A 25,715-nucleotide genomic window follows, 5' to 3' on the forward strand; every position below is an offset into this window, starting at 1 on the left:
GCGTGCAGGCCGCGGTGTCCCTTTCCGGGACACCCGGGTGTCCACCCGCGGGACATCATTCCAGCCCGTAATCGACCAGCTTGCGGTAGAGCAACTGGCGCCGGATGCCGAGGCGTCTGGCCGCCTCGGCACGGTTGCCGCGCGCCTCGCGCAGCGCATGGACGATCATCGTGCGCTCGAGGCGTGCCACGGCATCGGGCAGGCTTTCGGACGCGGAATCGGCGTCGACGGTGATCGACACGGCGGGCGCGGCCGTGTTGAGCATGGGCGCGAGATCCGCCGCGTCGATGCGCTGGCCCGCCACCAGTACACGGCAACGCTCCATCACGTTGCGCAGCTCGCGCACGTTGCCCGGCCACGCATACGCCTGCAACAGCGCCAGGGCGGCTTCGGTGAGCTGCTTGCCGGGCCGGCCGTCTTCCCGCAGGAAACGATCCGCCAACGCCAGGATGTCTTCGGGGCGCTCGCGCAACGCACCCAGCTCGATCGGCAGCACGTTGAGGCGATAGAACAGGTCGCTTCGGAATGTACCTGCCGCGATGAGGTCGCCGATGCGGCGGTGCGTGGCGGCCAGCACGCGCACATCCACGCGGACCGGCTGGCTGCTGCCCAGCGGTGTCACAGCGCCCTCCTGCAACACGCGCAGCAGTTTCGCCTGCATGGGCAGTGGCATGTCGCCGATCTCGTCCAGCAGCAGCGTGCCGCCGTCGGCCTCACGAAAATAACCTTCGCGCTCCGTGGTGGCGCCGGAGAACGCGCCGCGCCGGTGTCCGAACAGTTCGCTCTCGAGCAGGTCGGCGGGAATGGCCGCGCAGTTCACCGCGACGAACGGCCGGGCGGCGCGCGAGCTGGCCCGGTGCAAGGCTCGCGCGACCAGCTCCTTGCCCGTGCCCGTCTCGCCCGTGATCAGCACCGGCACGTCGCTGGCGGCGGCCAGTCCAATGCGTTTCTGCACCTGACGCATACCCTGGCTGCCGCCCGCCAGCTCGGTGTCGTCGGCTGCCACCGCCGGCACGCTGGTCCGATGGCCCGAGGCCAGCGCGCGCGCCACGATCTCGGCCAGTTCGGCCCGTCCGATCGGCTTGGTCAGGTGATCGAAGGCACCCAGGCGCATGGCGTCGATGGTGTTCTGGCCCGACGCGAAAGCAGTGAGCATGATGACCGGGATGGCGCTGATACGGTCATCCGCCTGCCGCTGGCGCAGGAAACTGATGCCGTCCATGGTCGGCATGCGGTAATCGACGAAGGCGAGTTCGACCGGCGCGTCGGCCAGCATGGCCAGCCCTGCGCTGCCGTCCGTCGCCACGATCACCTCGTGCCCCATCGAACCCAGGGTGACAGCCAGCGTCGCGCCGAAATCGCGGTCGTCGTCGATGAGCAGGATCAGCGCCATGGCAGCTCCACGCGAAAGGCGGTCTGGCCATCGTGCCATGCATGGCCGACGGTTCCGTTATGGGCTTCGACGATATCGCGTACCAGCGCCAGCCCGAGCCCATTGCCGTCGATGCGATCCGTGGCGAACGGCTCGAACAGATGGTCGCGCACCTCCTGCGACATCGGCTCGCCCACGTTGGCAACGATCATGACCAGGCGCCCGTCCGTGGTTTCGATGGACCAGTTCACGATGCTGCCGGCAGCACGATGACGCAGCGCATTGCGCAGCAGGTTGTCGACCGCGCGCTCCATCTGCGCAGGATCGAGCGACCAGGTGCTCGCCCCGTCGCCGACGCGCAGTGCGACGGCGGTTTGCCGGTCGTCCAGTTCGGCCAGCACGCGCCGGGCCCACCCGGCGATGTTCACCTCGGTGCGCTCCACGCGCACCGGCTGCACCATGCGCAGCAGCGTTTCCACCAGGGCATCCAGCTTGCCCACCTGTGCCAGCATCAGGTCCAGCGAGGCGTGGGTGGTCGGGGACAGGGCTTCGGGCGTGATCGCCAGCGCGTTCTCGGCCGCCAGGCGCAGGGTGGCGATGGGGTTGCGGATCTCGTGCGCCACGGTAGCGGTCATGCGACCCAGCGAGGCCAGGCGCTCATGGCGGCTGAGGTGAGTGGCCAGCGTGGCCGCCTCGCGGTGGCTCTCGGCGAGCCGGGTCGCATACCCGACCACCGTCTCGCCCAAACGATCCAGCTCGGGCGCGCCCGTTCGCGGCAGGTCGGGAATGGCGTCGCTATTCGCCAGCGCATGCTCCACCGCAGCAAAGCGTCGTGACCAGCGGCGCATGATGGCGCCCAGCGCACCGGCCGAAGCCAGCGCCAGGGCCAGCAGTACGCCGGCCGCCGCGGCGAACAATCCGGACGAACGGCCCGGCGCATGGGCCAGGTGGGTCATCGTCCATCCCGCGCGGTACGCGTCGATCGGGCACGCGGCGATCAACAGCGATTCGCGCTTTCCGGAACGGGTATAGCCGACCGTCTCGTGCCGTGACAGGGCCGCCGCAGCCGTCGTCACCAGGTTACTCCGCTCCGCGTCCGGCACGTCGGACTTGCTGCCCGACCCCTGGTACGTGGGATAGGCATAGGCGACGAAACCCGTGCGGTTGTCCCAGACGCCGCCCTCGATGCCGTCCTGGTCCGCCAGCACCAGTTGGACCACGACATTGGCAAGGCCGTTGGCCAGCGACTCCGAGCGTGCGTCCGCACTGGCGCCGTTATAGCGGGCGACCAGGGACGCGCAATCGGTGTCCAGGGTTTGTCGCGCCTGGGCAAGCTGCATGCTGCCCGACTGCTGCCAGGCGGCGAAGAGCAAACCCGCCATGCCGACGCAGCCGGCAAGGATCAGCACCCAGACCAGGAAGAGCTGACGGGAAAGGGTGGCGGGCATGGGTCACCGGGAGGAAGAATCCGGCGAGGGTAGGCGTGTTACCTGTACGCTTTCGTGAACGACGCTGCGTGCTGCGCGCCGTCAGGACTCGTCGAAGCCGACGCCGGTAGGCGACGGCATGTAGAGGTCATGGGCCAAAAAACCCAGGCACACCAGGGTAAGAACGACACCCGCCGCGATCCATATCCGACGGCGCGTGGGATTCCAGCGGGCGCAGTACTGACGCCACCAGGGGAAGGCCGCCGCCGCGGCGCGCACGCCGTGCAACGCCCATTGGCTGTTTTCCAGATGCTGGAGTGCCCACATCGTCCTTGATCCTTCTGCTCAGGCGTCGTCGTCCGCAGGATTATGAATAAGAGCGACCAGGAGCGGTGTAGGCCTACGCCCTACAGTTGTGTAGGCATTCCCCTACACGGGTTCTGTCTTCTTTCTCTAGGCTTGGGGCGCCACAGGGGCATGCGCCACCGCGGCTCCGGAGGGATCGAGCTTGACCGGTACGATCGCCTCGACACTCCGTCGGGTCCCATGCTGGACGGGTGGGTTGAAGGCGTGCGCCTCGACGACTGACAGCGCCTTGCGGTCCAGGTCCGCATTGCCCGTCGTGCGAACGATCCGGGCATGACTCGCATGTCCGTCAGCGTCAACGGTGACCTGCACGATAGCCTCGCCCGAGGCCGGCCGCCCCGAGGCGTCTTTCGGCCAGTCGTCGGCATGCACTGCCTGCGCCAGCAACGCACCGATGACCAGCAGGACCCAATAACCCGCGACGTGTCTGCCCATGACCTTCTCCGGAAAATGTCCGGCCGAACTGTAACGCCGATCGCACGCGCGACGAACCGTAAGTTTGCGCGTTGTTTACGGCATCCCGTCCAGGAAACCTATTGCTTTTACGGCGCCTCGCAATAACTTGCGTGTACCGGCACCGATTGCCTCCGATATCCCGCACGCCATGAATCCATATCCCCGCCTCCGCCATCGGACGCCTGCGCTGGCCGCCTGTCTTGCGATGGCCCTGCTGGCAATGTCGTCACCATCCTTCGCCGACGATGCCGCAACGCCCATCTGCACCGACCGGCCGACCAAGGCCAACTCGACGTGCACCGTTCCTGCCGGTTCCTCCCAGGTCGAAATCGATATCGGCAACACCACGCGCGATCATCAGGCATCGACAACCACGCGTACGGTCAACATCATCAATCCGACGCTGAAGTACGGGCTCGGCGATAAAACCGACCTACAACTCAGCTGGTCGCCGCACATCGCCGTGGATATGCGCGACCACGCAAGCAATGCGCGCAGCCACGCGTCCGGTCGTGGCGACGCCTATCTGCGCCTGAAGCATCGGTTCGTCGATACCGATGCTGTCTCCGTAGCAGTCATCCCCTTCGTAAAAGCGCCTACCGCAGCGCATGGCATCGGTAACGATCGTTGGGAAGGCGGCGTCGCCCTGCCTGTCGCAGTTCCGCTCCCGGGGGGCTTCGCACTGACGCTGGGCCCCGAAGTGGATGTGCTGGCCGATCTCGACGGCTCGGGTCACCATGCGGCGCTGGTCAACCTGGTCAATGTCGCCCACCCGCTAGGCAGCCGGATGACCCTCGCCGTGGAAGTGTGGGATCTGGTTAACCGCGATCCCTCTGGCACGGTACGCCAGCGTTCGGCGGATGTGGCGCTGAGCTATCTCGTCACGCCCGCCTGGCAGGTCGATGTGGGTGCCAATGTCGGCATGACCCGTGAAACACCCGATCGTCAGTTCTATGTTGGACTATCGGCCCGTTTTTGAACGGGGCGCCATCGATCAGGATCGATGCTGGTGCGACAATGTCTGGGCGAACCGTTGTGTCGGAGGCTCGGGGGTCGCATGGCGTAATGAACGAGCGTGACAGGGTGTTGATGAACGAACTCGGCCCGCGCATCTGCATCCTTGGGCCATCCAATGCGGGTAAGTCAACCCTGGCGCACACCATTGCGTGCGCCAATGACCTGACGTGTGTGCACCTCGACCAGTTGCGGCACGTGCCGGGTACACCGTGGACGCTTCGGGACGACGAAGCCTTTCAGGCACTGCATGATGCCGCCATCGCGGAAGACCGCTGGGTGATGGAAGGCAACTATTCGCGCCTGCTGCCCCAGCGTCTTGCCCGCGCGACCGGTCTCATCGTGCTGGATGTATCGACCGGCACGAGCCTGCTGCGGTACGTGCGGCGATGCCTGGACGGCGGTCCACGCATCGGAGGTATCGGCGCTACGCGCGATCCCATCCGCTGGGCCATGCTCATGCACATCATCGGACCGACGCGAGCCGGCCGCAGGCGTTATGCCGAGGTGTTCGCCCAAAGTGCCCTGCCCAAACGGTATATCAGCGGATCGAGACCCTGACCCGTTCGGCGAGCAAGTCCTGGCAGTGTCGAGAAAACCAACATCGCCAACGACGAGAGGTTTATGCCGGCAACGGCACGGCTAGCGGTGGCAGGGGTTGAGTCGACGTCTCACGCTGCTCGGCCTCCTGACCGACGCGACATTCTCCAACGAGCCCGGCAAGGGCATCTGCCTGCCCCTTCAACGATTTGGAGGCGGCCGAGGCCTCATCCACCAGCGCAGCAGTCTGCCGGGTGACATCATCCATCTGGTTGACCGCCTGACGCACCTGGCCGACGCCGTGACTCTGCTCCGTCGCCGCCGCGGCGATCTCGTCGAGTGGAACCCGGACGTAAAGGGCAGTTCGGAGGTGATCGTGAAGCAGATCGATGCGATGACTCATTTCCTCGTCGGGACAGGCCAGCGCCACACCGGATCGCCCAATATCTCCGCTAGATAGTCGGCCACCGCTTCCACCTTCACGGGCCGGTTGCGTGTGGTCGGCGAGACGAAGTACAAGCCGCCGCCCGGCTGCTGCCACTCGGCAAGCAATGGAACAAGGCGTCCATCGCGTAGGTATTCCGCTGCAATGAATTCGGGCAGCGCGGCGATGGCCTGCCCCGCCAGCAACACCGGCAGCAAGGCCTCCGAGTTGGTTACACGCAGCCGGCCCATGGGATGCACGACTTCTTCCTTCTTGCGTCCATTCCGAAAGCGCCACACGTCGCTGCCTGCGCGAAATGCATAAGCGAGGCAGTGCGTCGGGTCCAGATCGCGTGGGTGCCTTGGCTCGCCGTGCCGCGCGACATAGGCCGGCGCCGCCACCGTATAGCGCGACACCTCGCAGATGCGTCGCGCTGCCAGTGACGAATCGGGCAGCGAGGCGATGCGGAGCGCGGCGTCGAAGCCGTCTCCGATGACATCGACGACGGCATCGGAGAGATGCAGGTCGATCGACAGCTCGGGATAACGCTCGAGCAACCCGGGGAGTATCGGCGCGATCCAGTGCACGCCGAAGGTCATCGGCACGGCCAGGCGCACCGTGCCACGCGGGGAGGCGGACTGATCGCGTGCCAGTGCCTCGGCTTCCTCGGCGTCACGGTAAAGCTGCGTCGCCCGCCCCAGTAGGCTCGTGCCGAACGCCGTCAACGCCAACTGGCGGGACGTCCTGTTGAACACGCGGGCACCCAATCGCTTTTCAAGACGCTCAATGCCGCGCGAAAGCGTCGGCACAGAAAGGTCGAGATCACGGGCCGCCGCTGCGAACGACCGGCACTCGGCGATCTTGGCGAACAGGGCCAGGCCCTCGAAGTCGGGAAGCTTTGACATTTCATTTCTGCAACGATGGCTTTCATTTGATTCTATTTCGTTCGCATCCGCCCGTCGATAACCTGTGCTCATCAACCCACGCGTATCGAGGTACCACCATGTCACGCAAGCTTGAAAACAAGATCGCCGTCGTCACGGGCGGAAGCACCGGCATTGGCCTGGAAACAGCCCGCCAGTTCGCCCTCGAGGGCGCCACGGTCTACATCACCGGCCGTCGCACGGCCGAGCTGGATGCCGCAGCGGCGTCCATCGGTCCGCAGGCCAACGGGATCGCGGTGGACTCGACAAAACTCGCCGATCTGCAGCACCTGGTCGACGTCATCAAGGCCCGGCACGGGCGAGTCGATGTGCTTTTCGTCAACGCAGGCGGCGGCTCGATGCTTCCGCTGGGCGCCATTACCGAAGAGCACTTCGACGACACCTTCGACCGCAATGTGAAGGGCACCTTGTTCACCGTACAGGCGATGCTGCCCATCCTGGGCGAAGGCGCCTCGGTCATTCTCACCGGTTCGACCGCCGCCACAAAAGGCACGCCCGCTTTCAGCGTCTATGGCGCATCCAAGGCCGCCGTTCGCGCCTTCGTCCGTCACTGGATCCTCGATGTCGACACGAGCCGCAGGCTACGCTTCAACACCCTGAGCCCTGGGCCGACACGTACACCGGGTCTGGTGGACCTTGCCGGTCCCGATGCGGCCCAGCAGCAGGGACTGCTCGACTTCCTCGCCACCCAGGTGCCAATGGGACGCGTGGGTGAGCCGGTCGAGATCGCGCGCGCCGCCGTGTTCCTCGCGTCGGACGATGCCAGTTTCGTCAACGGCATCGAGCTGTTCGTCGACGGTGGTCAGGCGCAGGTGTAGTGCGTCTCGCTTGCTCGTCTGCTGGCTTGCGGCGCTGGCCTCCAGCGCCGCGGTTACGAAGCTCCTCAACGCTTTTCCCTGCTAACCGTCCTTCTCTCATGGTGGAAGGCCGGGGCTCGGGGCATCCGCGCGATACCTGACGACACGCCGCCCACACGAGGCGGTCACGTGCGGCAGGACACTGTCCGCCGCACACCACCGGATCGCCCAAAGAACGACGCCGGCTTCTCTCATCTGGCCGATGGCCAAAAGGACTTCCATGAATACCATCCGCTCCGAATCCGGATACAACGCCCCCGTCGGTTCCCACATCACCGAAAGCGACGTGACACTTGTCCGTCGCATCTCGTGGGGGTCGATCTTTGCCGGCGTCATCATGGCCGTGGTCATCCAGCTCGTCCTCAGCCTCATTGGTGCAGGCATCGGCTTCAGCACCACCGACGCACTGGCCCATGATTCGCCCGACGCCTCCAGTGTAGGCATCGGCGCCGCGGTATGGTGGGGCGTCAGTAGCGTGCTGGCCCTGTTCACCGGCGGCTGGGTCGCCGGCCATCTCGCCGCGGCGCCCGGGCGGACGGACGCCATGCTCCACGGCCTCGTCGCCTGGGGTCTGGCCAGTCTGCTGGGCGCCTATCTGGTCGCCACCGCCGTCACGTCGATCGTAAAGGGTGGCGCCACCGCGGCGGGTGCGGCCGCCAGCGCGGCCGGCAGCGGTATTGCCGCTGCGGCGGGTCCGGTGGTGGACGCAGCGAAGAACCAATTGCAGGAAAGCGGCATCACGATGGATTCGCTAAAGGGTCAGGCCAATCAGTTGCTGGCACAGACCGGTAAGCCCGCCTTGCAGCCCGATGCCCTCAAGCAGCAGGCGAACGGCGCAGCCAACCAGCTGAACGACGCCGCCCAGAACCAGGGCAACGGTGACACGGGCGAAGATGTGCAGGCTGTCGCACAGCGCATCATCGCCTCGGGTAGCGACACCGTGCAGCAGGCCGACAAGCAGGCCCTGGTCAACGTGGTGATGGCGCGCGCCGGCGTGTCGCAGCAGGAAGCCGAGCAGCGCGTGGACACCTGGATCACGCAGTACCAGCAGACCAAGGCCAAGATCGCGCAGGCGAAGGCCGAGGCCGAGGTGAAGGCTCGTGAGGCCGCCGACGCCGCAGCCAAGGCTGCCGCCAAGGCGTCACTGGGCGCGGCGATCGCACTGATACTGGGTGCGATGGCGGCTGCCCTGGGCGGCGCGCTGGCGGGCCGCCGCTATGTGGTGGTAGTGGATGAACGCCTGCGCTGATCGCTAACGCGATCGAGCGAGCCTCGGCGCGCACGACGCGCTCCGGGGTTGCCGAGGCCCGAGGGCTACGCGGCAAGTATCCAAAAAGGCGACGGTTTTTTTACCGTCGCCTTTGCTTTGCCCGCGTCGCCCCCCTGCATGGTCTTCCACGCGAATGATGAACGATCGCGTGGCGGTAGCTGGACGATTTCCGGGACGCAAAGCACTATCGGAACACCCGGCCACCGTGCGGCCACGGCCTGGCCCACAAGGAGATCGCGATGACGCTTCGCCCGCTTTTTTACCTGTCATGGCTAGCGCTTGCCGCGTGCACGCAACCATCGGCATCATCGGCCGACAGCACCGCTGCACCGCCCGCCGCACCCCAGGTCGATCCCATACCACCGGTTGCCTCCGTGCCCTCCATGGCATCGACGCAGGCCGGGGACGGCGACGGTGAACGCGAGACACTGTCTGTCACCTCTACCACCGGCACGATCAATTGCGAGAACCGCAACGTCGATATCACCGGGCAGCATGCGACCCTGATCCTGCGTGGGCACTGCGGCATGGTCGCGCTGCTGGGTGCCTACGGAAACCTGCAGATCGAGCATGCGGAAGGTCTGAGGGTGGTCGGCGCCAATGCCCAGGTCGTCACGACGAGCGACCTGAAGACCGTCGAGATCTTTGGAGACCGTGGCACTTTTCAGGTCGGCCATGTCGATGAGCTGCGCGTGCCGGGCCGCGAAACGCGCCTGCGCGCCTTGTCCATCCGCTCCGCCACGCTGCACGGCAGCAACAACGAGGTCATCCAGCAGGACGGCACCGCCGTCGTCCAAGACTACGGAAAGGACAACCGGATCGGTTCCTGACGGACGAAGCTACATGGCCATCGTGCCCAGGGAAACGCCGCCCTAGGTCCGCACGAATACCTCGACGCGCCGGTTCGCTTGCCGTCCGGCGGGATTGTCCTTGCCGTCGACTTCGTTCGGGGCGACGGGTTTCGATTCCCCGTAACCCTTTGCCGTAGCCTTGATCGACAATCCTCGCTGGACCAACGCGTCGCGAACCGACGCCGCCCGTCGCTCCGATAGTTGCTGGTTATAGTCGTCGCTGCCCTTGCTGTCGGTATGGCCACGTATCTCCATGTCGCGTGCCTGCACATGGGACAGGGCGCCGGCCAGCGCATCCAGAATGCGCGCGGCATCCGGGCGTATCGCCGACTTGTCAAAATCGAACAACACACGATCGCTCAGGGTGATGAGGTAGCCGCACGGCGCGCCGGGCGGCGCGAACCGCTTCATCGGGGGGAAGCGTCCCGCTGGCACCACCCTGGCTAGCGGCGCCATCGTCACGGGATGCGGCGGGGTACCTATCTGGCCGGTGCCGTCGCCGTTGTTGCGAAGCAGCCCGTGGGGACCGTTCCAGGTGCCCGAGCCGTCCGCGTTGATGGTCAGCAGGCCCTCCGGGCCGTTCCATGAGCCACTGCCATCGCCGTGGTTCTGGATCACGCCGCCCTTGCCGTTCCAGGTGCCTGCGCCTTTACCGTCCAGGCTGATGATGCCAGCGGGACCGTTGTACGTACCCGATCCATCGGCATGGACCTAAACGATCGCGTCGGCGCCGTCGCCCACCGACCCGTTGATGGTGCCGCTGCCATCGGCGTTGACGCTGACCACGCCACCCTCGAAGTTGGCCGTGCCGGTACCATCCGCACCGATCTTGAAGACGCCGTCCTTATCGTTGCGAAGCAGGTTGCCCTGTGCGTCCACGCTGGTGATGCCACCGTCGTTCACCAGCGTGCCGTCCGTGCCGCAACGCGCAGGCGCCACGCTGATGCCGGCGACGGGATCGATGGCATCCTTCATCGATGCTTCGAGCGCCCGCTGCGCCGGGGTCACGCCCAGGATGTCCGGCACCACGATCGTGGGGATGACCGGGAAGTCGGGGATGGGCGCGGTGTCGTCGGGGGCGGTGACGTCGGCCGCGCGCACAGCCTGCGGCATCTCGCGCGGTGTTTCATGGCTCACCGGCGGCGGCGCGGCCGCGTGCTCCCGGTCGTCCGACGCCCCGCAGCCCACGAGGAGCCCTATCGACAGCCACAATGGCAATGTCCGCATCGCTCGATCTTCCCATATCCGGATCTCGTGGCCCGTAGTTCATCACGAAACCCGGACATAGCGATACCGCGGACCAAACCTCGACAGGTCGGTCGGATCCGCTGGCGAAGCCAGGACATGGCGAACTGGCAGAGCGCATTTTGTTGGATAACGACGCACCCACACTTAGGGCTTAGGGGTATTTCGTCCCAGCAAAATCGCCTTGACCAGACTTGCCTGCCCTCCATCCTGCAAATCGGCGAAGGTGGTCGGGATCGCAACATCAGGGCGCACCCCGATGGACTGAAACGTATAGGGTCGCGTTCGGCTGGGTGCGAATCCATCCTGCGCCAACGTGTTTACCAATGCCTCTTCCGGGTGACTGCCCTCGGCAAGTGATCCGGAGGGGTCGAAGACCGTCAGGTTGCCTGACAACCGCACGGCATACCCCGATCCGGGCAATGAATCGGCGGATGCACCACCGAACTCGTATCCGCCACCTGCGCCCACGGTGCTCTCGCCGACGACGGTGGCTCCGGACGCCCAAAGCCAACTGGCGAGAAATTCACCAGCCGACCGTGTGCCTGCATCGACCAACACGACGCGCCGTGCTTTGGTAGCGACGCGCCCGCAGCTCGGGTCCGGCTGTTCCTTCTTCAACATCACGATTCCCGCCCTGGAACCGTGGAAGACATCGAGTGCGGTAACCGGGGGACGTGACCCGAGCGCATCCGCCATCAGCCGAGCCTCCCTATCGAAACCACCGAGGTTGCCGCGCAAATCCAGCACGAGAATGTCGGCGCCCTTGGCAGCGAGTTCGGCATCACCGATAAAGGTGTGCATCACCGCGCAATAGCCGGCGAGCATCGCCGTGGTCTCGGTGGCCCCTGGACGCTTGCTGGCCGCATCGGAGGCAGCCACGAACGCATCGTCGTACTGAGGAGCAAAGGCGCCGACGCGCAGCGTGCCGATGCGGAGGCCCTGAAGGGTGAACTGTCGGGGAAGGTCGCTACGGTCGATCGCACGGGTCATGGCCTTCGCCAGCGTCGCATCTACCGCCTTGTACGGCAGATCGACTGTCTTGACGCCACCCTTGGCGTCCTGCAGCTGCAGAGTGACCTGCTTTCCAAGGCCAGCCACCCGGTGGACGACCGGTGTCGCCATACCCAGTTCCGTCGCCGCTTCCGCGTAGCGGCCTCGACGGTGACCACCGAATGTCAGGGTCGCCGCATGAGTCAGCCACGCACCGGCGTCCTGGCCATTGATGGCCGTGACGCGATCGCCCTCGGTCACCGTGGCCTCCGCGCCGTCGGTGCCAAAGACCCGCCAGACGACCATGCTGCCGTCGCTGGCTGTGCGAAACAGCACGCCCAGCGTCTCGGACTTGCCGGCGTTCTTCCCCGCCAGCGCGACGTGTTGGTCTTCAAGGGCAACCAACGCGCTAGTGAGTTGTTCCGCCGTATCCACGGACGCCAACGGAGCATCGGTTGCCCAGAAGGCCTGCCCCTGGGTTTCCAAGGGGAAATCATGCCGGTAGCGTTCGACAAATCGAAGCGACGGGTATGCCTGCTGCACCTGGGTTCGAAGCAGCTGGCCGTCGGACGGTGCCGCACGTGCGCTGTTCATCGCGACGAGGCTGCAGAGCATGACAGCCGCTTGGTACATCTTGGGCATGAGCGATCCTGAAAGGGTATCCGGCGGCGACAGGTTCCGGCGAGAACGCCTGTTCACGATAAGCCGAACATTAGGTGGCGCGGGTCGAACCGCGAAGTGCAGGAAGTCACGACTTTGCCGCTCGGAGCAGCGCGGAAGGCATGCCCGAACGACTGACGCGCAATCCTTCAGAAATGTCCCGCACATCCAATCGCCCTCGCTGTACTTCGGCGTTTCGGTAGTGCGTGTTCAGGTACTTGTACTGCAGCGAGCCGCCGGGTTCCTGGGCCGACTGCTGGCATCGTCTGCTCATGCGAAGACGGTCTCCCGTGTGACTGACCTCAACTTGCATGCACACCTCGTTCTCCTGCGGACATGAGACCTAACGCACCATAATTGTGCAAGCGCATGCTTTCCTGCCGCCGTGTGTCGATTGAACAATGGCGCATGAGCGCGCCCACCGTCCTTGTCGTCGACCCGCATCGCGAGCTCGCAGAGATGACCGCCGAGGTCCTGCGGGTAAGGGGATTTGAGGCCGTCGCAGCTTCAACCCTTTCCGATATGTCCGCGCTGCTCGAATGCACCCTAACTGTTGAGGTCGCCGCGTGCCACGCGAGTTCGGTGAGCGGTTTTCCCTGACAGTCCACCAGTCCCTGGGTGGCGACAGCGGCGTCGCGGAGCGCGTCCAGTTCCGGGGTGCATCTTCATGGATGTCCATGCTTCGCTCACACCACGACGTCCAGTCTTCGACGCGCCATCATTAATCCTTGTGCCTCTACCAGCCAGCACGAGGTGCCAGCCGATGTTCAGCCACAACAAGCGACTGCAGTACACCGTACGCGTCTCCGAATCCAATCCAGCCCTGGCCAACTTGCTCCTTGAACAGTTCGGCGGTCCCCAGGGCGAGCTTGCTGCCGCCATGCGTTATTTCACCCAGGCGCTGGCGGAAGAAGACATGGGCCGGAAGGACATGCTTCTCGATATCGCCACGGAAGAACTCAGCCACCTCGAAGTCATCGGGTCCCTTGTCGCCATGCTCAACCGGGGCGCCAAGGGCAAGCTTGCCGAAGCAGTCGATTCGGAAGCCGACCTGTTCCGCTCGCTTCAGGGCGCAGGCAACGACAGTCACGTGACCCAGGTGCTCTTCGGCGGAGGCCCCGCGCTCGTCAATTCAGCCGGCGTGCCGTTCTCGGGCGCCTACGTCGATTCCATCGGTGAGCCTACCGCTGACCTGCGTTCGAATATCGCGGCCGAAGCTCGCGCAAAGATTGTCTACGAACGCCTTATCAACGTGACCGAGGACGTTGGCGTCAAGGACGCCCTGACTTTCTTGATGACCCGCGAGATTGCCCATCAGAAGAGTTTCGAGAAGGCGCTGTACTCGATGGACAAGAGCTTCCCGCCGGGCAAGCTTCCGGGTGACCCGCGCTTTACGAACATATACGTCAACACGTCGACCGGTGAAGGCGACACAGCAGGCCCATGGAATCGGGGCGAGCAGTGGGAGGTGTTTACCCCCACCGCCGACAACATTCCGGTGGACGGCGGCGATGGACAAGCGTTCGTGCAGCTGACCGGCGAAGAAGAAGCGGTTGTAGGGTTGTTTGCGACCCGGGGTGCGTCCGACCCCTCGCGTGACCCTGTGACCGGTGCTGACCTTGGCGTTCTGCAGCAGGAACCCAAGAAATGACCAGCGGGGGCCGGTTGTGTTTACCGTTGCGAAGGCTGCACACCCGCCAAGCGCATACGCTTGTACTGGGACTGATGACTGGGATAACGATGGTTGTTGCCGTGTTGTCGGTATCCAGGGCAGTCTGGATCTAGCGGGGTCATGGCTGTCATCGGGTAAACGATGAAGGGCCCCTGTTTATAAGGGGCCCTTCTTTTATCGTGACCAGTAAACCCGCCTGGATCACCGTCTGGCTCATGCAGGCAAGAAGCAAAAGGGCTGCATCACGCTGCAGCCCTCGCCTTGCCCATGAAGTCAGGCTGCGGTCGTCTTGCTCTTTTGAGCAGCTTTCTGATTGCCAGCGGATTCGGCAAGGAGCGTCAGCTTCTCGTCGGCTGCCTTCTCCTCCTTCAACGTCGCCTGTAGAAGCGGGATGGCATCCGCGTAGCCGAGTTGTTTGGCAATGGCGGAAATGGTCCCGTAAGAGGCAATCTCGTAATGCTCGACTTTCTGTGCGCCGCCAATAAGGGCGGCATCGCGAAGCGGACCCTCTTCAACTTCGTCAATAACCTCCTTGCCTTCCTCGACCAGCCCTTCCATGGCGGCACACTTGATGCGCTTGAGCTTGATGTCGAGCAGTTCAACGATTTGGTCGATGCGCTCGACCTGCCCATGGGTCTCCTCGAGGTGCGACTCAAACGCGGCCTTTAGGTCAGGATTGGACGCTGCCCTGGCAAGGCGGGGAAGCGCCTTGGTGAGCTGCTTCTCGGCGCTATAGATGTCAGACAGCTCGTGGATGAAAAGGTCTTCGATGGTCTTGATGGCCATGTGTTTCCTCCTGTTTTTTTGTTTGACAGTTGTCACACGGTCCGCAGCCGTAAGCCGCCAGCCCGTTCAATCACCGCTTCGCCTCAACGTCAGGCGTTGCGTCGCGGACGAGAAACTCCTCCGTCAGCTCCGGCAGGTTTTCCAACAACCAACTTGCCATCGCCTCTTCCTGCGGCAGGATTTGTTCACAGAGCCTCACCGTTTCCGCATCGCCCACCGTCTTAGCTGCTGCAATCAGCGCTGTGTACGTTGCGATTTCCAGATTTTCAAAGACATACCCGGCAATCGCGCCCTTGACGATCTCATCCGAATTGAGTGCGCCGCCAGCGGCTTGGCCAAACGCTGCCACACGACCCATGATGTCCTTCATGGCCGACGGCTTGCCCCCGTGGCGTTCGATGCAGCCCAGCAAAAGCTCTTGCTGACCAAGGGTCTCCTGAAGGTGCTGCTCAATACGCGCTTTGACCTTAGGATAGTGCTCGATGCGTGCGGCTTGGGCCTTGAGCATCTGCTCCGCCTGCTGCTCCATCGCATACGCATCGCGCAACCAGTCGATGAGGTTTTCTTTGAGTTCTGCCATACGTTCCTCCGGTGATGGAAGGTCAGGATGCCTGCCCTCGCATGCATGGAGAACGCAAATTCAGTGAAGCCCGTCTCGACAAAAGCTCCGGCACTATTGGCGGGGCGGAGTACACGCTGACCATCGATCCCGACGGCCTCAAGCTCATTGAAAAGGGCAAGCGCAAAGGTATTGCTTTGGCCTGGAGAGACATCATCTCAGGGGACGCAGGGCTTGCTCTGGCGCTTCAGGCGTCGGTCCAGGGGTGAATACCGTAAGCATTCTTCTCACGACGTCCCCCCGCCTTCAGTAGCGGTCCGGTTTGAGTCCGGAATTACTGTAGCTGTTTTGCGTCGGAGGCGGGCGTAAGCCCGCCCAGTGCAGCAGGCGCACGGAAGCGGAGGTAGCGTCCAGCGGGTCGATGCAGGAGAAGGGGCCTTGGCACGAGGGCGATATCTAAAACGATACCTTGTTAAAGGCCGCTTCCAGGTACTACTGATTGCCCACAACCGTTGTGCCGCATGGGCTATAAGGGAAGCTGGAGCGGGTGAAGGGAATCGAACCCTCGTCAGTAGCTTGGGAAGCTACAGCTCTACCATTGAGCTACACCCGCATCGGGCACCGATGGTAATACGAGACCCCCCACCCGCGAAAGGTGGCGTCCACCTGAACACCCCCGGGCGCCCTCACCCAGCGGCCCAAGGTCCGGCGCATAATCGTGCCGGGGAATCTGACGAGGGTCGGCTCATGCATCGCGCACTATCGCTTTCCGCTTTCTCGGCGCTCGCGCTTTGTGCCGCCGGGGTCGTGTCCGCGCAGTCGCGCACGGTGTCCACCGCCGACATGCCCAAGCCGGGGGTCAGCTACATCTCCGGCCCCGCCGTCCCGGTGCGACGGGAAACCGTGAGCACCGCTACCCTCCCTCAGCCCCCACACCTTTATGCCGGCGACCGGGCCACGATGGTCGACGACGGCTACGACCGCGACCGTGACGCCCCGTACAACGACGGCTACGGTGGTTACTACAGCGATAGCTATGGCGGCGGCTACGGAAACGGCTATGACCACGCCGACCGCCACGATCGCCACGATCGCGATCGCGACCGGAACCACGGCCGGCCCGACCACGGCAACGGCAACGGCTGGAACAACGCCAACCCGGGCTGGAGTAGCGGTCACGACGACGTGCGCCCCGTGCAGCCGGGCACCGGCACGACCAACAGCCGGGCGCCGCAGCCCGGTACGGGCATGGGTAGCGGGAACCAGCCGGGTACGGGTATTCCCATGCGCGGTGGTGGGTGGAACAACGGGCGCTGACGTTACACTAGGCGCATGCAGACCACCCCCGACGACGACAGCCGTGACGACGACGCCGGCGACGCCCCCTTTTACCGCCGTATCCGCAGCTTCGTGCTGCGCGAAGGCCGGATGACGCCCGCGCAGCAGCGCGCCTTCGACGACCACTGGGCCCGCTTCGGCCTCGACTACCACGGCAGCGTGCGCGATCCTGGCGACGTCTTCGGGCGCGATGCGCAGCGCGTGCTGGAGATCGGGTTCGGCAACGGCGAGGCGCTGGCCTGGGCCAGCGAGCACGACCCCGCGCGCGATTACATCGGCGTGGAAGTGCATGGCCCGGGCGTCGGCCGCCTGATGAACGTACTGGCCGCGCGCGACGCGACCAACGTGCGCCTTTACAAGCACGACGCCGTCGAGGTGCTGGAGCACGAGATCCCGCCGGGCAGCCTGTCGGAAGTGCGGATCTGGTTCCCCGACCCCTGGCACAAGAAGCGCCACAACAAGCGTCGCCTGGTTCAGCCGGCGTTCGTGCAGCTGCTGGCCTCGCGCATGGCACCCGGCGGCCTGCTGCATCTGGCCACCGACTGGGAGGCCTACGCCGAGCACATGCGCGAGACGATGGAAGCCGCGGAAGGCTGGCGTAATCGCGTCGGCCCGGGCCAATCCGCCGAGCGGCCCGCCTGGCGCATCGAGACCCACTTCGAGCGCCGCGGCACGCGCCTGGGTCACGGCGTGTGGGATTACCTTTACGAGTGGCACGGCTGATCGCATGAAACCACGAGAAGCGGCGGCGCGCCCGACGACGGTGCGTTGACCGTCAAGGGCGCATAACGTAGGGCTTCGCGTTCACGGAGTGCCCCATGTCCATCGCCAACCTTGCCGACCTCATCGCGGCCACCCTGGAAGAAGCCGGCGTACGCCGGATCTATGGCGTTGTAGGCGACAGCCTCAACGCGATCACCGATTCGCTGCGCGAGCGCCAGCGGATCGACTGGGTCCACGTCCGCAACGAAGAAGCCGGCGCGTTCGCCGCCGGCGGCGAAGCGCAACTCACCGGTCAGCTGGCCGTCTGTGCCGGCAGCTGCGGGCCGGGCAACCTTCACCTGATCAACGGGCTGTTCGACTGCCACCGCTCGCGTACGCCGGTGCTGGCCATCGCCGCGCACATTCCCAGCGCCGAGATCGGCAGCGGCTACTTCCAGGAGACCCACCCCACGGAGCTGTTCCGGGAGTGCAGCGTGTACTGCGAGATGGTCTCCGACGAATCGCAGATGCCACGCGTGCTGGAGTCCGCCATCCGTGCCGCCGTCGGCCAGCGTGGCGTGGCCGTGGTGGTGATCCCGGGCGACGTGGCCATGCGCAAGTCGCCGGTCAAGACCGTGACACCGGTGGCCGGCCTGCTGCCACCCGCACCGAAGGTTGTGCCGGCGGCACGCGAACTGGATGCCCTGGCCGACCTTCTCAACGCGGGCAAGCGCATTACGCTGCTCTGCGGCCGCGGCACGGCCGGCGCGCACGACGACCTGATCGCCCTGGCCGATGCGCTGAAGTCGCCCATCGTGCACGCGCTGGGCGGCAAGGAGTTCGTGGAGTACGACAACCCCTTCGACGTGGGCATGACCGGCCTGATCGGCTTCAGCTCCGGTTTCCACGCGATGGAAGACTGCGACACCCTGCTGATGCTGGGCACGGATTTTCCTTACCGCCAGTTCTATCCGGAAGATGCGACGATCGCGCAGGTGGACATCCGCCCCGAGAACCTCGGACGACGTTGCCGCCTGGACCTGGGCGTGGTGGGCGACGTGGGTGAGACCATCCGCGCCCTGCTGCCACGGATCGAGCCCCGGCGCGTGCGCGGCCACCTCGACCGCTGCCTGGCGCACTACGCGCGGGCCCGCGAGGGCCTGGACGAACTGGCCCGTATCGAACCCGGCCACGACCTCATCCATCCCCAGCAGGTGACCCGGCTGGTCAGCGAGCTGGCCGAAGACGATGCCATCTTCACCTGCGACGTCGGCACACCCACGGTGTGGGCCGCACGCTACCTGGCCATGAACGGCAAGCGCCGCCTGCTCGGCTCGTGGGTGCACGGGTCGATGGCCAACGCCATGCCGCAGGCGATCGGCGCCCAGGCGTCTCATCCCGAACGCCAGGTGATCTCGCTCTCCGGTGATGGCGGCTTCACCATGCTGATGGGCGACTTCATCACGCTGGCCCAGGAAGGCCTGCCGGTGAAGGTCATCGTGCTCAACAACGGCACGCTGGGCTTCGTCGAGATGGAGATGAAGGCTGCGGGCCTGCTGGAAACCGGCGTGGAGCTGAAAAACCCCGACTTCGCCGCCATGGCCAACGCCATGGGCATCCACGGTCGTCGCGTGGCCCGTGCCAGCGACCTGCCCTCGGCCATCGCCGAGGTGCTGTCGCACGACGGCCCGGCGCTGCTGGACGTGGTCAGCAATCGGCTGGAACTGTCGATGCCGCCGAAAATCACCGCCGAGCAGGCCAAGGGCTTCAGCCTCTATGCGCTGAAGGCGGTGATGAGCGGCCGTGGCGATTCCATCGTGGACCTGGCGGTGAGCAACCTCAGCCGCTGACGATGCACGATGACCCGCGGGCCGCCCCGGCGGCTCGCGGGTGATCGTTTTTTCTTCAGCCGGGAGCCACCCCCTACGCGTATACTCCTGCGACATCGATAGCCGCCTGGCGAGACCATGCCGCCGCACGCCTCCAACGACCGGACCCGGGCCCCCGGCTCGTGGCACTGACCCTCACGCCTGAAATGATCCTCGTGCTGGGCTTGGTGGGCTTCACCATGCTCATGCTCGTTCTGGAGTGGATCCGGGCCGACCTCGTCGCCTTGCTGGTCGTCGTCACCATCGGCCTGACCGGCCTGATTCCCGGCGACCAGGTATTCAACGGCTTTGCCGGTAACGCGGTCATCGCCATCATCGCCATCATGATCATGGGCGCCGGCCTGGACCGCGCCGGGGTACTCAACCTGACGGCCGCCTTCGTGATGCGCATGGCGCGCGGCGTGGAATCGCGCCTGGGCGTGGTGGTCAACTCGGTCACCAGCCTGTTCAGTGCGGTCATCCCCAGCCAGGCCCTGGCCGCGCTGATGATCCCCGTGACCAGCCGACTCTCCGCCCGCACCGGCGTGCCGATGTCGCGCCTGCTGCTGCCCATGGCCTTCTGCATCCTGACGGCCACCAACACCACGCTGATCGCCAACTCGCCGCTGATCGTGCTGAACGACCTGATCGCCAGCGCCAACAGCAACCTGCCGCCCGGGGCGCACACCATCCCCCGCTTCGGCCTGTTCAGTGTCAGCCCGGTGGGCCTCGTGCTGGCCGTGACAGGTGTGCTGTTCTTCTACTTCTTCACCCGCAAGCTGCTGCCCGAGCGCGAGGACGAGCGCCTGAAGGTCACCCCCGGCCGCACGGAAAGCTACTTTGCCGACACCTACGGCATCGCGGGCGAAACGGCGGAGCTCACCGTCACGGCGGAAAGCCCGCTGGTGGGCATGAGCATCGGCGAGGTGGAGCAACTGCACGGCGCGCCGCTGATCCTGGCCATCAAGAACGGCAACGAGAGCCGCGTGGCGCCGCCTTCCGACCAGATGATCTGGGTGGGCACGGTGCTGGGCGTGCTGGCGCCGAAGGATGCCATCCAGGCGTTCGCCAACAACCAGCTATGCCGCGTGTCCATGCGCATGCGCCAGCTCGGCGAACAGTTCAACACCACGCGTGCCGGTATTTCCGAGGCGGTGGTGCCGCCCAGCTCGCGCTTCATCAAGCAGACCGTGGGCGAGCTGCGCCTGCGCAAGCGCTTCGGTATCTCCGTGCTGGCGGTCAACCGCGGCGACGAGGTGTTCCGCGAAGATGTGCGCGCGGTCAGCCTGCGCGCTGGCGATACCCTGGTGCTGCACAGCAAGTGGCGCGACCTGCTGCTCGCCGAGGAAGACCGCGACTTCGTGGTGGTCACCGACATTCCCAAGGAAGAACAGCGCCCCGGCAAGATCTGGCAGGCGGTAGGCTTCTTCGTGCTGGCCAAGTGCCTGGCGCTGTTCACCCACCTCGACCTGTCGGTGGCCATGATGACCGGCGCCGTGGGCATGCTGCTCACGGGCGTGCTCAACATGGACGAGGCGTACAAGGCCATCAACTGGAAGACCATCTTCGTCACCGCCTGCCTGATCCCCCTGGGCTGGTCGATGGATTCCACCGGCACCGCGTCGTGGTTGGCGCAGGAAGTGCTGGCGATCCTCGGCGGCGCGCCGCAATGGACGCTGCAGTTGTGCATCGCCGTGCTCACCCTGATGTTCTCGCAGGTGATGTCCAACGTCGGCGCCACCGTGATGATGGTGCCGCTGGCGATCAGCGTGGCGGTCAGCACCGGCGGCAACCCGTCGGCCTACGCCTTGATCGTCGCGGTGTCGTCGTCCAATACCTTCCTGCTGCCGTCGGGCCACCCCGCCCTGATGATGATCGCGGGCCCCGGCGGCTACCGTGCGAAGGACTTCCTGCGGGTCGGCCTGCCGCTCACGGTGCTGGTGCTGGTCATCACCCTGGTGGTGATCAACCTCATGTACCGCTGAGAGGTTTCTCAGCCGCGAGGCGCACCACACCCCCGACCACGGCGACAGGCACGGCGCGCAGACGGTCGCCGCGGCAAGGGCCTTGCGTGCAATCGCCACTATCGGCCGCGAACGTGGCGCCGTGCGCTGCGCAGATGATCGTGCCGTTGCGGACCAGGAACCGCCCGGGCGCGTAATCCAGACGGCGGCCCGCATGGGGACATACGTTGAGGTAGGCGCGGGCCTCGTCGCCGTGACGGTAGACCAGCAACGACTCCACCTCGCCCTGCACGAGGGCTTCGGCTTCGACGGCGCCACCATCGGGGATGTCGGCCAGCAGGCAGAGGGGTACGGCGGAGAGGTCGGGAGTCATGGCACTTGTCTATGAGGGTGGGTTGCCCCAAGGTAAAGCGGCAACCACGCATGTCATTGTGCCATACGGATTTTTAACCAATGCGCTTCGTCTTCCCGCCCCTTCGTCGCTCCCGCAACCCACTGGCCCGCGTCCTGTCCGTCGTGGCCGGCCTGGCCGTCCTCGGGGTGCTGCTGGTGTTCGGCGTGGTCGTCATCGGCGTGATGTTCGCCGGAGGCATGATCTTCCTGGCCGTCCGCCAGTGGAAGCTGGCCCGTGGCGGCGGGCGCCCCGCGCCCCAGCCCTCGGCCGCACGCGCACCGCACGAGCCGAAGGTCTTGGAGGGCGAATTCGTGGTCATCCGCGAGCGCCAGCCGGTTCATCATTAAGGCGACCCGCGCAAGAAGCGGATAGTGGCGGGCGCAGGCGCGCGTCTAAGCTGGCCCCTCCTAGCCGGAGGCCACGATGAAAACCCAGGTTCCCGCCATGCGCCCTAACGCCGACGATGCCCTGGAGCGGGTCCGCGCCGCGCTCGATGATGGTGGCGGCGCCAGCGATCTCGCCACGCTGGCCACCCTCGCGGGCCTCAGCCCGACCCACCTGCAGCGCGCCTTTCGCCGCCGCTTCGGTGTCAGCCCCGCGGAATATGCCCGCGCGCGTCGCTTCGACCAGCTGCGTGGCGCGCTCCGCGACGGGGCCTGCGTCACCGATGCCGTTTATGAGGCCGGATTCGGTTCCGGTAGCCGCGTTTACGAAGAGAGCGACCGACGCCTGGGCATGACTCCGGCCAGTTACCGCGCCGGGGGCGCCGGGGCGGCCATTCGTTACACCACCACGGATACGCCCCTGGGTCGCTTGCTGGTCGCCACCACGGCGCGCGGCATCTGCGCCGTGACGCTGGGTGCCGACGACGACGCACTGCATGCACGGCTGGTGGCGGAGTTCCCCCTGGCCGAGCGCGAGCGCGTCGACGCCGGTCGCGACGACTGGCTCGATGCCGTCATCGCCCGAGTCAGCCGCGACCTGGGCTGGGACCATGGCGACACGCCGGCCATGCCACCGCTGGATGTCGCCGCCACGGCTTTCCAGTGGCGGGTCTGGGAGGCCCTGACGCGCATACCGCAGGGCGAGACGCTGAGCTACGGCGAGCTTGCCGCACAGCTGGGCGTGCCCAAGGCGGCCCGTGCCATCGGGCGTGCCTGCGGCAGCAACAAGCTGGCGTTGCTGGTGCCCTGCCACCGGATCATCCGTGAAGACGGCAGCCTGGGCGGCTGGCGCTGGGGCCTGGACATCAAGCGGCAACTGCTGGCCATCGAGCGTGCCGTGAGCGCCGCTCAAGCCTGACCTGCAAACGTTTCGCTACCGCGCCATGCACGACGGCGATATCTTCCCCGCTCCGCGCCGCACGATGCGGCGCGTGCCTGCCCCGGGTTCCCCATGTCCGACACCGCGTGCCACGCCAACGCTCCCACCCTTCCCCTGGCCGGCCCGCGCTGGCTGGTGCCGCTGTCGCTGCTGTCGATGTACCTGATCTGGGGCTCGACTTACCTGGGCATCCACTACGCGCTGGTCAGCTACCCGCCGTTCCTGCTGGCGTCGATCCGCTTCGCGGTCGCCGGCGTGCTGATGTTCGCGGTGCTGCGCCTCCGTGGGGTGGCGTTGCCCACCGCCCGCCAGTGGCGCAATGCCGCCATCGTGGGCACGCTGCTGCTCGCCGGCGGCAACGGCCTGGTGTGCTTTGCCGAGCAGTCGGTCAGCTCCGGCATCGCCGCCGTCGCGGTCGCCAGCATGCCGCTGTTCGCGGCCGCCTTCGGTGGCCTCTATCGCGAATGGCCCACGCGTGGCGAGCTGGTCGGCTTGCTGCTCGGCTTCGTCGGCGTCGTGGTGCTCAACCTGGGTGACGGGCTTTCCGCCTCGCCGCTGGGCGCCATCGCCCTGATCGGCGCGGCCATGGCCTGGGCCTTCGGCTCGGTGTGGTCCAAGCGCCAGGACATGCCCTCGGGCCCGATGAACACCGCGGCGCAGATGCTCTGTGCCAGCGTCTCGCTGGCGATCCTCGCGCTGCTGCACGGTGAGCACCTGCCCGACCACCCGCAGGTCGGTGCGACGATCGCGCTGGCTTACCTCATCGTGTTCGGCTCGATCGTCGCCTTCAGCGCGTACCTCTACGTGCTCAAGACGGTGCGCCCCGCGCTGGCCACCAGCTACGCTTACGTGAATCCCCCCGTGGCGGTGCTTTTCGGCGTGGCCCTGGCCGGCGAGCATGTCGGTGCGTTCGACCTTGCCGGCATGGCCATCATTCTCGTGGGCGTCGGCATCATTACGCTGATGCGGACACGCAAGGCCTGAGTTTCGCCCCGGCGAATGTGACGCGGTTCTCGGCCTGCGCCAGCGCCCGCATTTTTGAGAATTATTCGATGGGCGGTGCGCGACCGCCCGCCTACGCTGCCTGTTTCACCCACGGGAGAACGGCATGACAGGCAGCCTGGCAACGCGTAACCGGAAAGCGTACCGACGACGCCTGTGCGTCGCGCGCGGTCTCACGGTCATGGGTATCGGCGTGGCGGCCATCGCGTCCTGCCAGCGTTTCCGGCCCGATACCGACACCATGTATGCCGACCTGGACGCCCGGCTGTCCGACATCGACGCCTGCGATGCGCAGGACGGACGATGGAGCCTCGAACGCGATACCTGCGAGTCCGGCAAGGCCCCGCCGGCCGACTGAACTCACAGCTCGCGCAGCGCCGTGGTCACCGGCACCCGCGCCGCGCGCAGCGCGGGAAACAGGCCGCCGATGAAGCCGATGGCCAGCGCCCACTTGATGCCCGTCCACAGCAGCGCGCCGCTCACGTGGAAACGAAACACCACCTGGCTGAAATTCGAACCCAGCGTCGAGGCGGTATACCCGTTGAAGACCAGCCAGACGACGCCGGCGCCGACCAAGCCGCCCAGCAGCGCCAGCAACATCGTCTCCAGCATCACCGACACCACCACCGGCAGTCCACGGAAACCGATCGCTCGCAGCGTCGCTATCTCGCGTGCACGCGCCTGCACGGCGGCAAACATGGTGTTGAGCGCACCGAAGATGGCGCCAATCGCCATGATCAAGCCCACCGTGATGCCGACGGCACGTAGCACCTTGGTCAGGCCTTCGGACTGTTTGCTGAAATAGGCCTGGGTGGTACTGACGTCCACCTTCAGTCGCGGATCGGCCGCCAGCGCCGCCTGGAAGGCCGGGAACGCCTGCGGCGAGGCCAGCATCACCGTGACCGACTGCACGCTGCTGCCGCGACGGTACGCGGAGGCGACGCTTTCGGCGTCGCTCCACAGCTCGGACTCCAGCGCGTCGCCCGAGGTGAACTCGCCGACTACCGTCCAGGCCTGCCCGGCGAGGCGGATGCTCTTGCCGATGTCCAGCCCGGCGAATTGCGCGCGCGCCCCCTTGCCCACGATCAGTTCGCGCAGGCCCGGCTGGAACGTGCGTCCCGCCACGATCCTCACCTGGTCGCGCAATGCCCACACGTCGGCACCGACGCCGCGAATCGGCACATTGGCGTCGGTGTCGGGCGTGGCCTTGCGGGTGAGGTTGGCGACCACGACCAGCTCACCGGACGCGATCGGCCGACCCTTCGCGTCTTTCTTCACGCCCGGCGCCTGCATCACCACGTTGGCGCTGTCGCGATCGAGGATGGAGTTGAGTTCGGCCTGCGAACCGCCGCGCAACACGATGGCGGTGCGGTCGTTACCCGTGGCCCGCAGCGTTTCGGCAAAGCCGTCGCTCATCGCCAGCATGGCCACCAGCACACCGACCACGCCCGCGATACCGACCACGACGACGGACGACGAGCCCAGGCGCTGCACCACGGTGGCCAGGCCCACGCGGGTCACCTGCCAGGTCTGCCGGCCACGCCGGCTGAACGCCATCCACGCAGTGAAGGCGAGGCCCAGTGCCACGATGCCCTGCCAGGGCAACGCGATCCATACGCCCAGGAAGGCGGCGACCAACAGCAGTGTCAGCAGGCCGAAGCCGAGTTTCTTGATGCGATTCATAACGG

General features: G+C 65.9%; 27 protein-coding genes, 1 tRNA gene and 1 pseudogene. 16 read left to right on the forward strand and 13 right to left on the reverse strand.

All coding sequences use genetic code 11. From position 1 onward, the window contains the following. Window positions 1–55 precede the first annotated feature (55 nt). From FA89_RS02255 to FA89_RS02270, 4 genes are all read right to left on the reverse strand, one after another. Window positions 56–1,393, reverse strand: a complete 1,338-nt coding sequence (locus FA89_RS02255; protein WP_036137787.1) for a sigma-54-dependent transcriptional regulator — start codon at window positions 1,391–1,393, stop codon at window positions 56–58. After that, window positions 1,384–2,820, reverse strand: a complete 1,437-nt coding sequence (locus FA89_RS02260) for a sensor histidine kinase (protein WP_036137789.1) — start codon at window positions 2,818–2,820, stop codon at window positions 1,384–1,386. Before FA89_RS02260 ends, FA89_RS02255 begins: the two co-directional genes overlap by 10 nt. Window positions 2,821–2,901: 81 nt before the next feature. Then, window positions 2,902–3,126 carry a hypothetical protein gene (locus FA89_RS02265; protein WP_036137792.1) on the reverse strand — a complete coding sequence of 75 codons (225 nt, stop codon included), beginning with the start codon at window positions 3,124–3,126 and terminating at the stop codon, window positions 2,902–2,904. A 126-nt stretch (window positions 3,127–3,252) separates the two neighbouring features. Further along, entirely contained in the window at window positions 3,253–3,600 is a 348-nt protein-coding gene (locus FA89_RS02270; protein ID WP_036137795.1) for an energy transducer TonB, read from the reverse strand. A 226-nt stretch (window positions 3,601–3,826) separates the two neighbouring features. On the opposite strand from FA89_RS02270, the gene FA89_RS02275 reads away from it, so the two are divergent. Beyond that, entirely contained in the window at window positions 3,827–4,600 is a 774-nt protein-coding gene (locus FA89_RS02275; protein WP_240003837.1) for a transporter, read from the forward strand. Between the two features lie 110 nt (window positions 4,601–4,710). Next, a complete protein-coding gene (locus tag FA89_RS20530; RefSeq protein ID WP_240003838.1) occupies window positions 4,711–5,196 on the forward strand; it encodes a hypothetical protein in 486 nt (161 codons plus the stop codon). A 61-nt stretch (window positions 5,197–5,257) separates the two neighbouring features. On the opposite strand, the gene FA89_RS20425 is transcribed toward FA89_RS20530, so the two are convergent. After that, window positions 5,258–5,578: a hypothetical protein gene (locus tag FA89_RS20425; RefSeq protein ID WP_036137800.1), complete on the reverse strand. Its 321-nt coding sequence runs from the start codon at window positions 5,576–5,578 to the stop codon at window positions 5,258–5,260. Then, window positions 5,575–6,576, reverse strand: coding sequence for a LysR family transcriptional regulator (locus FA89_RS02290; RefSeq protein ID WP_240003839.1), 1,002 nt, complete (start codon window positions 6,574–6,576; stop codon window positions 5,575–5,577). The genes FA89_RS20425 and FA89_RS02290 overlap by 4 nt, the downstream gene beginning before the upstream one ends. A 26-nt stretch (window positions 6,577–6,602) precedes the next feature. Between FA89_RS02290 and FA89_RS02295 the strand changes: the two genes are divergently transcribed. The 3 genes from FA89_RS02295 to FA89_RS02305 all read left to right on the forward strand — a co-directional run bounded on the left by FA89_RS02295 (window position 6,603) and on the right by FA89_RS02305 (window position 9,500). After that, window positions 6,603–7,361, forward strand: coding sequence for an SDR family oxidoreductase (locus FA89_RS02295; protein ID WP_036137806.1), 759 nt, complete (start codon window positions 6,603–6,605; stop codon window positions 7,359–7,361). Between the two features lie 259 nt (window positions 7,362–7,620). After that, window positions 7,621–8,649 (forward strand): hypothetical protein, encoded by a 1,029-nt coding sequence (locus FA89_RS02300; protein WP_051938470.1) that lies wholly within the window; start codon window positions 7,621–7,623, stop codon window positions 8,647–8,649. Between the two features lie 404 nt (window positions 8,650–9,053). Further along, on the forward strand, window positions 9,054–9,500 hold the full coding sequence (locus FA89_RS02305; protein ID WP_185754200.1) for a DUF3060 domain-containing protein: 447 nt from the start codon (window positions 9,054–9,056) through the stop codon (window positions 9,498–9,500). 42 nt (window positions 9,501–9,542) lie between these two features. Here the strand turns inward: FA89_RS02305 and FA89_RS02310 are convergent. Together FA89_RS02310 and FA89_RS02315 are read right to left on the reverse strand one after the other, a co-directional pair. Then, window positions 9,543–10,748, reverse strand: a pseudogene (locus tag FA89_RS02310) (OmpA family protein). Between the two features lie 165 nt (window positions 10,749–10,913). Then, window positions 10,914–12,401: a S41 family peptidase gene (locus FA89_RS02315; RefSeq protein WP_036137813.1), complete on the reverse strand. Its 1,488-nt coding sequence runs from the start codon at window positions 12,399–12,401 to the stop codon at window positions 10,914–10,916. Between the two features lie 426 nt (window positions 12,402–12,827). Here FA89_RS02315 and FA89_RS02320 point away from each other — a divergent pair, with 426 nt between their 5' ends. Further along, window positions 12,828–13,019, forward strand: a complete 192-nt coding sequence (locus tag FA89_RS02320; RefSeq protein ID WP_036137815.1) for a response regulator — start codon at window positions 12,828–12,830, stop codon at window positions 13,017–13,019. A gap of 163 nt (window positions 13,020–13,182) precedes the next feature. Then, window positions 13,183–14,070: a manganese catalase family protein gene (locus FA89_RS02325; RefSeq protein WP_036137818.1), complete on the forward strand. Its 888-nt coding sequence runs from the start codon at window positions 13,183–13,185 to the stop codon at window positions 14,068–14,070. Between the two features lie 294 nt (window positions 14,071–14,364). Here the strand turns inward: FA89_RS02325 and FA89_RS02330 are convergent, their stop codons facing one another. Both FA89_RS02330 and FA89_RS02335 read right to left on the reverse strand, forming a co-directional pair. Further along, window positions 14,365–14,877, reverse strand: a complete 513-nt coding sequence (locus FA89_RS02330) for a YciE/YciF ferroxidase family protein (RefSeq protein WP_036137820.1) — start codon at window positions 14,875–14,877, stop codon at window positions 14,365–14,367. A 70-nt stretch (window positions 14,878–14,947) separates the two neighbouring features. Continuing rightward, entirely contained in the window at window positions 14,948–15,457 is a 510-nt protein-coding gene (locus tag FA89_RS02335; protein ID WP_036137823.1) for a ferritin-like domain-containing protein, read from the reverse strand. A gap of 41 nt (window positions 15,458–15,498) precedes the next feature. Between FA89_RS02335 and FA89_RS02340 the strand changes: the two genes are divergently transcribed. After that, complete coding sequence (locus FA89_RS02340) at window positions 15,499–15,705, forward strand: hypothetical protein (protein ID WP_036137826.1); 207 nt, start codon at window positions 15,499–15,501, stop codon at window positions 15,703–15,705. Window positions 15,706–15,975: 270 nt separating this feature from the next. On the opposite strand, the gene FA89_RS02345 is transcribed toward FA89_RS02340, so the two are convergent. Beyond that, window positions 15,976–16,049: transfer RNA gene (locus FA89_RS02345), tRNA-Gly, on the reverse strand. A 134-nt stretch (window positions 16,050–16,183) separates the two neighbouring features. Here FA89_RS02345 and FA89_RS19060 point away from each other — a divergent pair. The 4 genes from FA89_RS19060 (at window position 16,184) to FA89_RS02365 (ending at window position 21,329) form a co-directional block, all read left to right on the forward strand. Then, a complete protein-coding gene (locus FA89_RS19060) occupies window positions 16,184–16,753 on the forward strand; it encodes a hypothetical protein (protein ID WP_051938471.1) in 570 nt (189 codons plus the stop codon). A 15-nt stretch (window positions 16,754–16,768) separates the two neighbouring features. Next, window positions 16,769–17,497, forward strand: coding sequence for a tRNA (guanosine(46)-N7)-methyltransferase TrmB (gene trmB / locus FA89_RS02355; protein WP_036137831.1), 729 nt, complete (start codon window positions 16,769–16,771; stop codon window positions 17,495–17,497). 95 nt (window positions 17,498–17,592) lie between these two features. Further along, window positions 17,593–19,326: a ubiquinone-dependent pyruvate dehydrogenase gene (poxB, locus tag FA89_RS02360; RefSeq protein WP_036137833.1), complete on the forward strand. Its 1,734-nt coding sequence runs from the start codon at window positions 17,593–17,595 to the stop codon at window positions 19,324–19,326. Between the two features lie 185 nt (window positions 19,327–19,511). Continuing rightward, entirely contained in the window at window positions 19,512–21,329 is a 1,818-nt protein-coding gene (locus tag FA89_RS02365) for an SLC13 family permease (protein ID WP_036137836.1), read from the forward strand. On the opposite strand, the gene FA89_RS02370 is transcribed toward FA89_RS02365, so the two are convergent. Beyond that, window positions 21,316–21,681, reverse strand: a complete 366-nt coding sequence (locus tag FA89_RS02370; RefSeq protein WP_036137839.1) for a Rieske (2Fe-2S) protein — start codon at window positions 21,679–21,681, stop codon at window positions 21,316–21,318. The two genes, FA89_RS02365 and FA89_RS02370, sit on opposite strands and share 14 nt — an antisense overlap. A gap of 80 nt (window positions 21,682–21,761) precedes the next feature. On the opposite strand from FA89_RS02370, the gene FA89_RS02375 reads away from it, so the two are divergent. From FA89_RS02375 to FA89_RS19975, 4 genes are all read left to right on the forward strand, one after another. Next, a complete protein-coding gene (locus FA89_RS02375; protein WP_036137841.1) occupies window positions 21,762–22,049 on the forward strand; it encodes a hypothetical protein in 288 nt (95 codons plus the stop codon). Between the two features lie 76 nt (window positions 22,050–22,125). Further along, window positions 22,126–23,004 carry a methylated-DNA--[protein]-cysteine S-methyltransferase gene (locus tag FA89_RS02380; protein WP_240003840.1) on the forward strand — a complete coding sequence of 293 codons (879 nt, stop codon included), beginning with the start codon at window positions 22,126–22,128 and terminating at the stop codon, window positions 23,002–23,004. A gap of 93 nt (window positions 23,005–23,097) precedes the next feature. Further along, window positions 23,098–24,009, forward strand: a complete 912-nt coding sequence (gene yedA / locus FA89_RS02385) for a drug/metabolite exporter YedA (protein WP_036137842.1) — start codon at window positions 23,098–23,100, stop codon at window positions 24,007–24,009. 124 nt (window positions 24,010–24,133) lie between these two features. Next, window positions 24,134–24,385, forward strand: a complete 252-nt coding sequence (locus FA89_RS19975; protein ID WP_185754201.1) for a hypothetical protein — start codon at window positions 24,134–24,136, stop codon at window positions 24,383–24,385. A gap of 2 nt (window positions 24,386–24,387) precedes the next feature. Here FA89_RS19975 and FA89_RS02390 read toward each other — a convergent pair whose 3' ends face one another. After that, a complete protein-coding gene (locus FA89_RS02390; RefSeq protein WP_036137845.1) occupies window positions 24,388–25,710 on the reverse strand; it encodes an ABC transporter permease in 1,323 nt (440 codons plus the stop codon). Window positions 25,711–25,715: the final 5 nt, after the last annotated feature.

Source organism: Luteibacter sp. 9135 (genome assembly GCF_000745005.1).
Classification (GTDB): domain Bacteria; phylum Pseudomonadota; class Gammaproteobacteria; order Xanthomonadales; family Rhodanobacteraceae; genus Luteibacter.

Coding starts and splice junctions, on each gene's coding strand:
- FA89_RS02320 (WP_036137815.1), top strand. CDS start 12,828: ATGAGCGCGCCCACCGTCCTTGTCGTCGACCCGCATCGCGAGCTCGCA.
- FA89_RS02295 (WP_036137806.1), top strand. CDS start 6,603: ATGTCACGCAAGCTTGAAAACAAGATCGCCGTCGTCACGGGCGGAAGC.
- FA89_RS02300 (WP_051938470.1), top strand. CDS start 7,621: ATGAATACCATCCGCTCCGAATCCGGATACAACGCCCCCGTCGGTTCC.
- FA89_RS02330 (WP_036137820.1), bottom strand. CDS start 14,877: ATGGCCATCAAGACCATCGAAGACCTTTTCATCCACGAGCTGTCTGAC.
- FA89_RS02380 (WP_240003840.1), top strand. CDS start 22,126: ATGAAAACCCAGGTTCCCGCCATGCGCCCTAACGCCGACGATGCCCTG.
- FA89_RS19975 (WP_185754201.1), top strand. CDS start 24,134: ATGACAGGCAGCCTGGCAACGCGTAACCGGAAAGCGTACCGACGACGC.
- FA89_RS19060 (WP_051938471.1), top strand. CDS start 16,184: ATGCATCGCGCACTATCGCTTTCCGCTTTCTCGGCGCTCGCGCTTTGT.
- trmB (WP_036137831.1), top strand. CDS start 16,769: ATGCAGACCACCCCCGACGACGACAGCCGTGACGACGACGCCGGCGAC.
- FA89_RS02390 (WP_036137845.1), bottom strand. CDS start 25,710: ATGAATCGCATCAAGAAACTCGGCTTCGGCCTGCTGACACTGCTGTTG.
- FA89_RS02365 (WP_036137836.1), top strand. CDS start 19,512: ATGATCCTCGTGCTGGGCTTGGTGGGCTTCACCATGCTCATGCTCGTT.
- yedA (WP_036137842.1), top strand. CDS start 23,098: ATGTCCGACACCGCGTGCCACGCCAACGCTCCCACCCTTCCCCTGGCC.
- FA89_RS20530 (WP_240003838.1), top strand. CDS start 4,711: ATGAACGAACTCGGCCCGCGCATCTGCATCCTTGGGCCATCCAATGCG.
- FA89_RS02270 (WP_036137795.1), bottom strand. CDS start 3,600: ATGGGCAGACACGTCGCGGGTTATTGGGTCCTGCTGGTCATCGGTGCG.
- FA89_RS20425 (WP_036137800.1), bottom strand. CDS start 5,578: ATGAGTCATCGCATCGATCTGCTTCACGATCACCTCCGAACTGCCCTT.
- FA89_RS02265 (WP_036137792.1), bottom strand. CDS start 3,126: ATGTGGGCACTCCAGCATCTGGAAAACAGCCAATGGGCGTTGCACGGC.
- FA89_RS02290 (WP_240003839.1), bottom strand. CDS start 6,576: ATGAGCACAGGTTATCGACGGGCGGATGCGAACGAAATAGAATCAAAT.
- poxB (WP_036137833.1), top strand. CDS start 17,593: ATGTCCATCGCCAACCTTGCCGACCTCATCGCGGCCACCCTGGAAGAA.
- FA89_RS02325 (WP_036137818.1), top strand. CDS start 13,183: ATGTTCAGCCACAACAAGCGACTGCAGTACACCGTACGCGTCTCCGAA.
- FA89_RS02260 (WP_036137789.1), bottom strand. CDS start 2,820: ATGCCCGCCACCCTTTCCCGTCAGCTCTTCCTGGTCTGGGTGCTGATC.
- FA89_RS02275 (WP_240003837.1), top strand. CDS start 3,827: ATGGCCCTGCTGGCAATGTCGTCACCATCCTTCGCCGACGATGCCGCA.
- FA89_RS02315 (WP_036137813.1), bottom strand. CDS start 12,401: ATGCCCAAGATGTACCAAGCGGCTGTCATGCTCTGCAGCCTCGTCGCG.
- FA89_RS02305 (WP_185754200.1), top strand. CDS start 9,054: ATGGCATCGACGCAGGCCGGGGACGGCGACGGTGAACGCGAGACACTG.
- FA89_RS02340 (WP_036137826.1), top strand. CDS start 15,499: ATGCATGGAGAACGCAAATTCAGTGAAGCCCGTCTCGACAAAAGCTCC.
- FA89_RS02370 (WP_036137839.1), bottom strand. CDS start 21,681: ATGACTCCCGACCTCTCCGCCGTACCCCTCTGCCTGCTGGCCGACATC.
- FA89_RS02335 (WP_036137823.1), bottom strand. CDS start 15,457: ATGGCAGAACTCAAAGAAAACCTCATCGACTGGTTGCGCGATGCGTAT.
- FA89_RS02255 (WP_036137787.1), bottom strand. CDS start 1,393: ATGGCGCTGATCCTGCTCATCGACGACGACCGCGATTTCGGCGCGACG.
- FA89_RS02375 (WP_036137841.1), top strand. CDS start 21,762: ATGCGCTTCGTCTTCCCGCCCCTTCGTCGCTCCCGCAACCCACTGGCC.